This is a genomic window from Paludibacter sp., from assembly GCF_009712605.1.
Classification (GTDB): domain Bacteria; phylum Bacteroidota; class Bacteroidia; order Bacteroidales; family Paludibacteraceae; genus Microbacter.
Genome location: NZ_WASO01000015.1, coordinates 278505 through 290223, shown reverse-complemented (window position 1 = coordinate 290223; position 11719 = coordinate 278505). Strand labels below are relative to the sequence as shown.

Genomic DNA, 11719 nt, shown 5'->3' with positions numbered 1-11719 from the left:
TTTTGCCTTGACACAAAAAGTAAACAAAAAAGTCAAGGCTATGCCCGCTTCGCTCAAAAAACTGGCGCTCATCGACGAAAATCGCCCAAACTCGTTATCTCCTTCCGTCGATAACTTCAAACAAGGACGATTTTTGCGTCGCTTCTCTTGTTTTTTGGCTCATCGGACAAGGCCGCTCCAATCTGCATGAGCAAGACACTTAAAAATAGAATCGAAATATTTTTATGATCTATGAACAACCAGATCCGAAGGATAAACAAAGAATACCAAACAGACGGAAAGCTGTTTGAGTGAGTAGGCCAGTTACCAACGTTTGGTTATGGAAAAATGTTTCATGGCCGAGCGAACGAGTTCTTTCCGTCAATGTTTTTGCTTACTTTTTGGCGCAAAAAGTAAGGCCTTGCCGCAGGCAAAAAGCAAATTAATCCTGTAATCAAGAGGAAACAGCAACACCTCCAAAGATTGGATCTGCTTGATCAATTCATAAACTCATCTACCTTCTGCTGCATTTCAGCAAGCAACGGAGCATTGGATGCTATAATCTCACCTCCGAAGAGATAACTTTCTCCACGGTTGAAATCTGCAATCTTTCCACCTGCCTGTAGCACGATAAATGCACCAGCGGCAACATCCCACGGTTTAAGATCGTATTCGAAAAATGCATCGAAACGACCACAGGCCACGTAAGCCAGATCGGTAGCGGCAGAACCCAGACGACGTACGCCACGGGCTTCTGTCAGCAACCACTTCAATAACCCCATGTAACTATCGAGTTGCGAGAAGTTGGAATAAGGAAAGCCCGTTGCCAGTAAAGCATCGTGCATTTCAGAGGTTTTCGAAACGTGAATCTCGTCGCCGTTCAAATAGGCTTTGCCTCCTTTCCACGAAAAGAAACACTCGTCGCGGCAAATTTCATACACCACACCTAGCACCAGTTCTTCTCCTTCGAGCAATCCGATGCTAACGGCATAAACCGGTACGCCCTGAATAAAGTTGGTGGTTCCGTCCAACGGATCGATTACCCAGTTGAAACGTTCCCCTTTTTTATTGGAAGTACCCTCTTCGGCAATAAAGCCCGACTCGGGCAGTAATGTCGAAAGCGCTTCGATAATCACTTTTTCGGAGGTCTTATCCACGTAGCTCACCAAATCGTGCAAGCCTTTACTTTCAACCTTATCCAGACTAAAATGCTTGCGTTCATTGGCTATAAAACCGCCAGCCTTCCGGGCAATTTCGCAAACGGAAAGGCAAAGTTCTTCGTAATCCATTCTTATTTCGACAATGCGGCGATGCTCTCTTTCAGCGAAGCGATTTTGCTTTCGGCATCGGCCAGTTTTTTACGTTCGTTAGCCACAACTTCGGGTTTGGCATTGGCCACAAATTTCTCGTTGCTCAGTTTCTTGTTCACCGAAACAAGGAAGCCTTCGAGGTAAGCGATCTCTTCCTGTTGCTTTTTCAGTTCGGCTTCCACGTCGATAAGAGAACCGAGCGGCACGGCATATTCGGTAGTACCAACCATAAAAGATCCGGCACCTGCCACTTTTTCGGCCACGATTTCCACCGCCGAAAGATTCGCCATTTTTTCTACTACCGACGGTAAAGCCAATGCTTCATTTCCAACCACCTGCAAGGCCAGTTGTTCCTTATTCGGAATGTTCTTTTCGAGACGGATGGTACGGATACCCGCAATAATCTCTTTGGTTTGTTCGAACTGGGCCAGCAATGCCTCATCGATTACACCTGCTTTCGGCATGACACTTACCATGATACTGTCGGTTTCGGCGCGTTCACCCAAAGCGTGATAGAGCTCTTCGGTGATAAACGGCATAAACGGATGGAGCATCTTCAGCAGTTTTTCGAAGAAACCGATAGTTGCATCCAGTGTCGCTTTGTCGATCGGTTGCTGGTAAGCCGGTTTGATTAACTCAAGATACCAGGCCGAAAACTCGTCCCAGAAGAGTTTGTAAACCGCCATTAACGCTTCGCTCAAACGGTATTTACCGAACAGATCGTCTACTTCTTCAATAGTTTGGCTCAATTTTGCGTCGAACCATTTGATAGCAATTTGAGACGATTCGGGTTGTGCAATATCGGCAACCTCCCACCCTTTTACAAGGCGGAGAGCATTCCAGATTTTGTTATTGAAGTTACGTCCCTGTTCGCAAAGCGATTCGTCGAACAACACGTCGTTACCGGCAGGCGCAGCCAGCATCATACCCATACGCACACCGTCGGCACCGAACTGCTCGATCAGGTTCAGCGGTTCGGGTGAGTTACCCAGCGATTTCGACATCTTGCGGCCCTGTTTGTCGCGAACGATACCGGTGAGGTAAACATTGTTAAAACAAGGCTTCTGACGGTATTCGTAACCCGAAATAATCATACGGGCCACCCAGAAGAACAGAATATCAGGACCGGTAACCAGGTCGCTGGTTGGGTAATAGTAATTCACATCTTCGTTTTCGGGGTGATTGATGCCGTCGAAAACAGAGATCGGCCACAACCACGACGAGAACCAGGTATCGAGCACATCCTCATCCTGACGAAGTTCGTCAATTGTCAACGGATAGTCCACCTTGGCCAATGCATTTTGATAAGCCTCTTCTTTGGTTTCGCCAACCACTACCCCACCCTTCGGAAGGAAATAGGCCGGGATACGGTGCCCCCACCACAACTGACGGGAGATACACCAGTCCTTCACGTTCTCCATCCAATGACGGTAGGTATTTTTGAATTTGGCGGGAACCAGTTTTATTTCGTCGCTCATCACCGCTTCGAGAGCCGGTTTTGAGAGTTGCTCCATCTTAAGGAACCACTGCATGGAAAGCTTCGGTTCAATGGGCACATTGGTACGTTCAGAGAAACCCACCTTGTTGGTGTAATCTTCCACCTTTTCGAGCAGACCGGCATCGGCCAGGTCTTTCTCGATTTGTTTGCGAACATCGAAACGATCCATGCCGACATACAAACCGGCAGCTTCGCTCAATGTTCCGTTATCGTTAAAAATATCAATAGAGGGCAAGTTGTATTTTTCGCCCAGCATATAGTCGTTCACGTCGTGCGCAGGAGTCACTTTCAGGCAACCGGTACCGAACTCGATGTCCACGTAGTCGTCTTCAATCACCGGAATAGCACGATTTACCAAAGGAACAATCACCTTTTTACCTTTCAGGTGCGTGTTCTTCGGATCGTTCGGGTTGATACACATGGCAGTATCGCCCATGATGGTCTCGGGACGGGTAGTTGCCACAACGGCATAACCTTCTTCACCCTCGATTTTATAGCGCAGGTAATACAATTTTCCGTTTTGTTCCTTGTAGATCACCTCTTCGTCGGAAAGAGCGGTCAGCGCCTTCGGATCCCAGTTGACCATGCGCACGCCGCGGTAGATCAAGCCTTTGTTGTAAAGATCGACAAACACCTTGATAACGCTTTCGGAACGAGCCTCATCCATGGTAAAACAGGTACGATCCCAGTCGCAGGAAGCGCCGAGCTTTTTCAACTGTTCCAGAATGATACCGCCATGCTTGCGGGTCCATTCCCAGGCATGTTCCAAAAACTCATCACGGGAGAGGTCGGTCTTTTTGATTCCTTCGGCAGCAAGTTTTCCCACCACTTTGGCTTCGGTAGCAATAGAAGCGTGGTCGGTTCCCGGCACCCAGCAGGCATTCTTGCCCAGCATACGGGCACGACGCACCAAAATATCCTGAATGGTATTGTTGAGCATGTGGCCCATGTGCAACACACCGGTTACGTTGGGAGGAGGGATGACGATAGTATAAGGTTCCCGTCCGTCGGGTTTCGATTTGAAAAATCCGTTATCCAGCCAATACTGGTACCATTTCGATTCTACTTCGGAGGGGTTGTATTTACTTGCTAATTCCATAAAAGTTAAGCGATTATTAGTGAACAAGATAACCTTTCGGTTTTGACCTGCAAAATTACAAAAAATATCCGAGGAAATAGGAAGATTTGAGGATTTGAAAATGTGGAGATTTGTGGATGCATATTGCAGTAAAAGACAAATGGCATTCAGCAAATTAACCATAACACATAAAGAATCCAATGCAGATATATCCATTGAAAACTCCAACAGAAAATTTATGTTTTATATTAAAAAAAGTTTTTATATTTACAAGCAGACACTTATTGCGTGTATTCAAAGAAACAAGCATCTAATATATCACCATATCATATTGATTATCTTATATTTGATCCAAAAAATACCACTAAACACAATTTGCATTTACACAGCAAGATAAGTCGAAAATTAACGAAGATTCGTAAACAAAACGTTAGCGGAAAGTTAAAAAGTGAATACAATATAATTTATTAATAATGAATCATTATCCACAAAATAGACAATTTGACATTTGCATTCGTTGTCAAACAGTCTCGAAATTTAACAATGAAGAAAAAGTATTTAAATGTCCCCATTGTGACTTTTCAATTAAATATGCAGAATTAGAAAGCCTTTTAAAAGTATCATTCAATTCCGTTTATTTTGGGTATCAATATAGAGAAATCTATGAATCTGTCTATGAAAATGATGAAGACATCTACATTAGGTTTGCATTAGAGCCAGTTAATGAACTTTATTATTTGATAGCGACTTCTGTTATAAGTGGCATTGTTGGAAATTTAGCCTATGATTTTATAAAAAAAATAGCAAGAAATATATTAAAAAAAGAGATTCAAGTTTACATTAAAGACGAAGAATTAGTCGAATTATTAGATGATGATGAAGAATTTAGAAAATTCTACTTCTACATTTTCGACTACCTGAATGGTTTAAAAAACGTAAAACCCAAAGTAAAAGAGGCAATTGAAGACGAAATACGTGTTGACAAATCAATGGAGTCTATGGACAAAAAGGAAGAAAACAGACCATAACATTGTGTACAAGCAATACCTGCCCGTCCCGTCGGATTTTTAATACAAATACAACATCCAACTATCATTGACAAACTATTATTCTCATGAAAAAACTCTTATTTTTCTTTTCAATTATTTTGGTGATTGGTTGCTCGCGCAATAGTGCGACTTCTAATTCCAGGACCTTTTCATTTAAGAAAGTATATGCATCTTCTACCATTTCGAATACTCTGAAATCACAACTTGAATACGATTGCTACTTATATGATAATGTACAATTAAATGACAGAGCTTATTTTTGGTCAAAACATAAAGATGAGATACTCAACTCGCTTGTTATCCCTGAAACTAGTTCTGTACCAGATAAAAACTTGACACTTGTATTTTATAAATTTTCTGTTGGGCAAGACACAATTTATAAAACTGCATTTATGAAAAAGATTGATGGTAAGTGGTATATCCACAATGAATATTTCCAGAAATTTGCAGACGATCCATTTAAGAACGGACATGGCGTTGAGGGCAAATTATTATTATACAAAGCCTTTGACTGGGAATATAAAAGTCAGAATATTTGGTGGAAATAATAAAATTTCCCGTCCCGTCGGATTTAACTACCTCTAGAGAGGGGCGTAGCTCCGCCGTCTTGGTAGCAAAAAAGAACAACGCAAAAGCGGAGGGATGTAGTCCTGACATCTACGACATTACCCTAAGGCATCAGAGCTACGCTCCTCCGGTTTCAATATCTCTGCATTACTACCAAGACTACAGGACTAACGTCCCTGAATTTGGAATTGGAAAGCGACGAGACCGGAAAACCATTTTCCTGACGTCAGGAAAATGGTTCTGTCCCATCAAATTACAATTGAAAATCAGCAACAGCGAAATCCCGTCCCGTCGGATTTGCAATCCGACGACGGAATGGAGCATAGGGATCTGAGATCCCGCAAAAAAGAAATACAACAGAGACGTTTATGAAAATTCAACATAGGATAAACGGGCAAGTTTACTTTATTACCACAACCGTCGTTGATTGGATTGATCTGTTTACCCGTCCGGCATATAAGCATGTTGTACTGGAATCTTTGAATTATTGCATACAAAACAAATGAATAGAGGTATATGCGTGGGTATTAATGACGAATCATCTGCATTTGCTGGTTGGAATAATCGGAGAGAACTCCGTGTCTGACATCATGCGAGACTTCAAAAAATACACCAGTAAGAAACTGATCGACACTTTACAACACGAAGTAACAGAAAGCCGCAGAGAATGGATGCTTGACAGATTTGAGTTTAGTGGTCGCAACGATAAAAAGATAAAGAATTTCAGATTCTGGCAGGAAGGCACAGACATCCAGGAGGTTTTCTTAAACGATTATTTCGAACAAAAAATGGAGTATATACACAACAATCCCGTAAAGGCAGAAATCGTAAACTTACCTCAAGAATATCAGTATAGTTCGGCGATAGATTACGCCGGTGGAAAAGGATTGCTGCCAGTGGTGGTGGTATAAGTCAATCGGACTGTGATGAGCTTCTCTGACTTTCGATTTGCTATGCTTCAAGCTTCATCGGATTACAAATCCTAATACTCTTTGCCGTCGTCGGATTGCAAATCCGACGGGACAAGTTAGCTTCGCTGATCTTCGATTCCGGCGGGATGAAATGCATCACATATCGACCGCTTTGATACTGTAGTTCGATCCGGCAAAAAGCAATACGTTTCCATTGAAAGCCATGCACCGCAGATCGTCGGTGCCGATCGGGATCAGTTTGTTGCAGTGCGAACAGGAGGGAATCTGCATCATTATTCCATTATTGCAGGCAAGGAAATAGAGATCTTCGGGATAGTAGTAGTAAATGTCGTTGAGTATTTCGGTCGGACTGTTCATTTGCCGCTCGTCATTGGTGTAATCCAGTATACGGTCGGTCCACACATTTCCCTGCGTTGAAAAAAACAATACCGGCGAGCCGTCGTTTCTTTTCCCAGCGATGGCAATCCGGCCATCCACCGCAAGCACCCGCGTAAAGACACAGGGTTTGTAATAGCCCGCATACTGGGTATTGAAATCGGTTATGGTCCACTGTATCCCGTCTTTGGAGCGAATAATCTCTCCGGCATCGGTCACCCCATAACACTCCGAGACATTGGCCGACAAGGAGACGATATTTCCCTTCAGCGCTAACGGAATTTTATGGAATGTACCATTCCCTGTTTCCGCGACAATCTCGCCCTGATCCGTTCCACCAATTATTTTGTCGCTGAAGAAGGCAAGGGAATGAATGGTTTTATCCGTCCCGCTGTCAATCGGTTTGAATTCGCCGTTGTTTGACGAAATCAGCAGGGCTCCCATTTCTCCGGCAGCCACAATCGTCTGGTCGTGTACTACCAGCGCGTTGAATTCGACTCCTGCAAACTTTTCCGATTTAACCACTGCCCCCGATCTGGAGAGCCTGTCTATTTTCCCTTCCGTACCGGCAACCACAAATCCGTCGGCATAAGCTACCGCAGCATTGTATCCTTTTTGTCGGCTAGGTTCGGCGTTGTTTGCAGCTACGCTGACGGTGCAATGAACAAAAAACAGACTACAGGCGATAAAAAACAGGTTTCGTAGGGTCATAATAAGCGTATCGTCGGGTTAATGAGTATCTAATATTTTGTCTTATGGCTTGAAAAGCCCAATTTGCATAACCACAGGTCTGTGACCTGTGTGAATAAACCATCAATTTATACGACCTGAAAGGTCGGACAAAACTCAACGTAGTGCCTTTGACTACGTCGATTTTCAATTCAGGCACGAAAGCATGAGCTGTTGAAACCGTACGCCATTGGCATACGGTTATGAAAATAATGCCTTTCAGGCAATATGCAACATAATCAAGCTATATATCCGATAATCATATCAGCATCGGCTCTTTTTTAGAACAGCCGATGCTGAAGGTGAATATTTTTCTATTTCAGTCCGTTATTTATGATTCGGAAATAGTCGAACGCAACTTCAAACGGCGTGGTCGGTTGAGGAGCCTGCTGCATTCTGGGGAAGCCTCCCATGCGGCCGGATGTAACGCCATCGCAGACCATTACCCCGCTTTGAATATCTTTCAGCACCATGTCGGCCGAACCAACGGGTTTGAAATTCACCCCATCGGCAGAACAGGATGCAGTATAAACGGCACCTTTCTTTACTAATTTCAGGATCAGCGTATTGTCGTTTTGTATAATTCCATCCATACTGAGAGTTACCGCCGATTTCTGGCTTCCGTTACTCTCAACGGACAACTCTACCGACCCCGGTTGTTCGCCTGCTCCGGCTCTCGTCATGCCTCTGCGACCGCCACCACCGGCTCTGTAAACTAATTTCACAAAGTTATTATCATCCTGGTAAGCAACCAAACCGGCGTTTTGAGAAAATCCCGAAGGTTTCCGCGAACAGACGAGCTTTGTCTCTATTGTCCAGTCGGTGTTGGCGCTTTGCAACAGAATGTTCTCTGCATTATTACTTGCTTCGGTAATGTCTCCTTTGCCGCTTGTGATGGTCAACGAACCGGCTTTTTTCGAGAGGCTCCATTGTGCGGCATTTTCACGCACCCAATGCCACTGCTTGCCCAATGCGTTGCTGTCGAATTCAGCACTTACCGATTTGATGCCGAAATTGACAGCGTACTCTTTGGTATCAAAGGTGTTGTAATCGGTCAACAATACGGTAGCCGTTCCCGGAACTCCTTTTGCCTGCTGTGTTTCAACCGCAATATCAGGATCGGATGGTACAGCTACAACAACCGGCGCTTTGGACGACGGCTTGCCTTGTAGGTAACTGTATTGTGTGGTGGCAACATTAAAGCCCGGCACTACTTTTTTATTGACGGTTATCGAAACCGGATTCAGATCGGGCACCACTTTGATGGGATAGTTGCCTTCTACGGTTTTGTTATCTACCGTCACTGCTGCGGTAATGGTGGCAACGCCCGAAGCTTTGGCCGTGACCACTCCCTTGCTGTCGACGGTTGCAACGGCAGGATTGTTGCTGGAGTAGACAATTTTTGTCTTGGTAATGTCGTAGAAACTGTCGTCGGTCATGGCTGCAGTTACGCTGGTTTGTGTGGTGGCTCCGCTCTTCAGTACAACGGTGTTGCAGTCGGCAACCACTACCTTCAGTTCCGGTTTGAAAGTTCCGTTCATCGTGGCCGACACGGTACCTTTAATATCCTTTGAAGAAGCTCCGATCTCGAACAGATAGTTGCCCTGATCGAATGTTATTTTGTTGTTCTTCATGTCCCAAAACCAGAGATCGGCGCAATCGATGTCGATATTGACCGTTTTGGTTTGCCCTCTGGGGATGGTTACCCGTTGGAAACCCTTCAGGCGTTTGATGGGGCGTTGCAAAACAGCCGGACTATCCGGAGTCCGCATGTACACCTGTACCACTTCGTCACCGGCACAGTTGCCTGTGTTCGTAACATCTACACTCACCGTAATTTTATCGTGCGGTGTAATGGTGTTTTTGCTGATTTTGAAGTTATCGTATTTGAAAGTGGTATAAGAGAGGCCGTAACCAAATTCGTACGAAACATCCTTATTGAAATACCAGAAGGTACGTCCGTTTTTACCGTTACCTCCCAGGAGCGTGTAATCGGTAATGTCGGGCAGGTCTTTCACCGATTTATACCAGGTGCCATTCAGCTTACCGCCCGGATTTGCATCGCCGAAAAGAATGTCGGCAATAGCTGCGCCCTGTACCTGTCCGTTGTAACCCACCCAGATGATGCCGGGGATATTTTGCAGGCTTTTGAACTCTTCCACTTCGACACATCCCAACGTTTGCATCACCACGATGGTATTCGGATTGACAGCAGCCACCGCTTTGATCAGATCGACCTGATTGCCGGGTAGTACCAGTGAGAGACGGTCGGCCTCTTCGGTAGCTGTGTTTTCGTCGGTTCCTACAAACACAACAGCGGCATCGGCCGAAGCTGCGGTGGCAATAGCTTGTTCGTCCACTTTGGCATCGGCAGGAGCTTTGTAAACGAAGTAGAGTGTCTGAAGTCCGTTCAATCCCAGTTTATTTACTTTTACTTTGGTCAGTTTGCCTCCGCCGTAAGGGCCGCCAGCTTTAAATCCGGCTGCAACAGTGGCATTCAGGGTCGTCAATAAATTTCCTTCCGGCGAACCAACCCGTGCTTCAATAATTCCGCCTTCGGTAAGAACATTCAGGCTGATACCGATCGTATCGACCTCTGTCAGATCAACATTTTCGTAGGCAGTCCACGAACCGTCGTCGATGGAGCGTACCTGAAATTCGGTACCCATGCCCGCACCGGTAGTGATGCCTTTGGACGATGAGCTGAATTTGGTGGCATCGTATTTAGTAACGGTACCGTTGGCTTTCCGAAGCTCGAAACCGGCGATGTAAAGCAGGTTGCTTTTGCTGGCCGTATTGCCACCCGAAGAGAGCATTACTTCGGTCGAAAGGCCTTTGTCCGAAATGTATTTCTTGATTCCGGCATACGGAGAAACCATGTTCTCTTTGGCGGGTCTGCCCGAATAGGGGCCGAGCTCCACTTTGTCGGCTTGCGGACCGATCAGTGCAATTTTCTTCAATTCCGCCGGGTTGAGAGGCAGTATCTTTTGGATTGTTTTGGTGCTGTTGTCGTTTTTGAGCAGAACGGGAGTTCTGGTTGCGACCTCTTTGGCAAGCTCCAGGTGTGCTTTGGAACCGACCAACTCTTTCGGATAAAGGTTATACGCAACTTTTGCCGAAGGATCGAACTCGCCGGTGCGCATCCGGATAGCAAAAATATTTACCAGCGCTTTGTCTATATCTGCAACTGTGATAAGTCCCTGATTCAACGCTTTAATCGCGCTTCGTTGATATACGCTTCCGCAGTCGATGTCGACTCCGGCTTTCAGACCCATGGCAGCGGCCTCTTCCGGGGTTTTGGCATAATGGTGGCTGGAGTAGATCTCTTCTACCGCCGAGCAGTCGCCGGTGATATAACCTTTCAGACCGTAAGTGCGTCGCGCAATGGTGTCGAGATAGAATTTACTGGCAGAGGTCGGCACACCGTTCACCGCATTGTACGAAGACATGATGGAGGGCAACTTGTCCTGTTCAATCAGTTGCTTGTAGGGCGATATGTAGAACTCACGCATATCGCGTCCGTCCATCACCGAGTTACCGTCGTGTCGGTTGAATTCGCTATTGTTGGCAAAATAGTGTTTGCCACAGGGAACCGTTTTCAGGTAGGTCGGATCGTTGCCCATCATCCCTTTGATAAATCCGCTTGCGATTTGCGACACCAGGAATGGGTCTTCACCGTACGACTCTCCGGTCCGTCCCCACCGCGGGTCGCGGATAGGTTCTACCACGGGAGAATAGTAGGTAAGTCCTGTGATGACGGGGGAATTCAGCGCCCGGGCTTCGTCTGCAATAGCAGCGGCTTCCCGCTGCATCAGGTTCGGATCCCATGCAGATCCGAGGGCAGCGCTGTTGGAAAACGAACAGGGAGAATTCGCTCCGTTTGTAAATCCAAACGAAACCCCGTGCAGCGCTTCACTCCATACATTGAATGCATGAATACCGAGTCGTGGCACGGCAGCCATATTGTTACCCAGAAGGCTCTCCTTTTCTTCCAGAGTAAGCCGGGAGACAAGATCGGCGGCCCGTTCGTCAAACGAGTAAGCCGTGTTCAGATAAATGGGAATTTTTGTTTTTTGAGGCGCGGGTTTGAACGCCGTAAAAGCGAGTCCGCAGAGAATTGCGCAGGCAATTCCGATAAATTTGTGTTTCATGGACAATTGAATAAGAAGCGGTTACATTGTTTACATCTCTTCTGCCAAACC

The 11719-nt window shown here is 45.7% G+C and carries 7 protein-coding genes; 3 read left to right on the top strand and 4 right to left on the bottom strand.

The window, feature by feature from the left end; translation table 11 throughout:
• Positions 1–476: 476 nt before the first annotated feature.
• Together F8N35_RS13645 and F8N35_RS13640 are read right to left on the bottom strand one after the other, a co-directional pair.
• Positions 477–1268: an inositol monophosphatase family protein gene (locus tag F8N35_RS13645; protein ID WP_293054107.1), complete on the bottom strand. Its 792-nt coding sequence runs from the start codon at positions 1266–1268 to the stop codon at positions 477–479.
• Between the two features lie 2 nt (positions 1269–1270).
• Positions 1271–3886 carry a valine--tRNA ligase gene (locus tag F8N35_RS13640; RefSeq protein WP_293054104.1) on the bottom strand — a complete coding sequence of 872 codons (2616 nt, stop codon included), beginning with the start codon at positions 3884–3886 and terminating at the stop codon, positions 1271–1273.
• 452 nt (positions 3887–4338) lie between these two features.
• Between F8N35_RS13640 and F8N35_RS13635 the strand changes: the two genes are divergently transcribed.
• From F8N35_RS13635 to F8N35_RS13625, 3 genes are all read left to right on the top strand, one after another.
• Positions 4339–4893 (top strand): hypothetical protein, encoded by a 555-nt coding sequence (locus F8N35_RS13635; protein ID WP_293054101.1) that lies wholly within the window; start codon positions 4339–4341, stop codon positions 4891–4893.
• Between the two features lie 86 nt (positions 4894–4979).
• Positions 4980–5462 carry a hypothetical protein gene (locus F8N35_RS13630; protein WP_293054098.1) on the top strand — a complete coding sequence of 161 codons (483 nt, stop codon included), beginning with the start codon at positions 4980–4982 and terminating at the stop codon, positions 5460–5462.
• 525 nt (positions 5463–5987) lie between these two features.
• Positions 5988–6392, top strand: coding sequence for a transposase (locus F8N35_RS13625; RefSeq protein WP_293054580.1), 405 nt, complete (start codon positions 5988–5990; stop codon positions 6390–6392).
• Positions 6393–6548: 156 nt separating this feature from the next.
• On the opposite strand, the gene F8N35_RS13620 is transcribed toward F8N35_RS13625, so the two are convergent.
• Both F8N35_RS13620 and F8N35_RS13615 read right to left on the bottom strand, forming a co-directional pair.
• Positions 6549–7499 carry a hypothetical protein gene (locus F8N35_RS13620; protein WP_293054095.1) on the bottom strand — a complete coding sequence of 317 codons (951 nt, stop codon included), beginning with the start codon at positions 7497–7499 and terminating at the stop codon, positions 6549–6551.
• Positions 7500–7831: 332 nt separating this feature from the next.
• Entirely contained in the window at positions 7832–11668 is a 3837-nt protein-coding gene (locus tag F8N35_RS13615) for a glycoside hydrolase family 3 C-terminal domain-containing protein (RefSeq protein WP_293054093.1), read from the bottom strand.
• Between the last annotated feature and the right edge of the window lie 51 nt (positions 11669–11719).

Coding starts and splice junctions, on each gene's coding strand:
- F8N35_RS13645 (WP_293054107.1), bottom strand. CDS start 1,268: ATGGATTACGAAGAACTTTGCCTTTCCGTTTGCGAAATTGCCCGGAAG.
- F8N35_RS13640 (WP_293054104.1), bottom strand. CDS start 3,886: ATGGAATTAGCAAGTAAATACAACCCCTCCGAAGTAGAATCGAAATGG.
- F8N35_RS13635 (WP_293054101.1), top strand. CDS start 4,339: ATGAATCATTATCCACAAAATAGACAATTTGACATTTGCATTCGTTGT.
- F8N35_RS13630 (WP_293054098.1), top strand. CDS start 4,980: ATGAAAAAACTCTTATTTTTCTTTTCAATTATTTTGGTGATTGGTTGC.
- F8N35_RS13620 (WP_293054095.1), bottom strand. CDS start 7,499: ATGACCCTACGAAACCTGTTTTTTATCGCCTGTAGTCTGTTTTTTGTT.
- F8N35_RS13615 (WP_293054093.1), bottom strand. CDS start 11,668: ATGAAACACAAATTTATCGGAATTGCCTGCGCAATTCTCTGCGGACTC.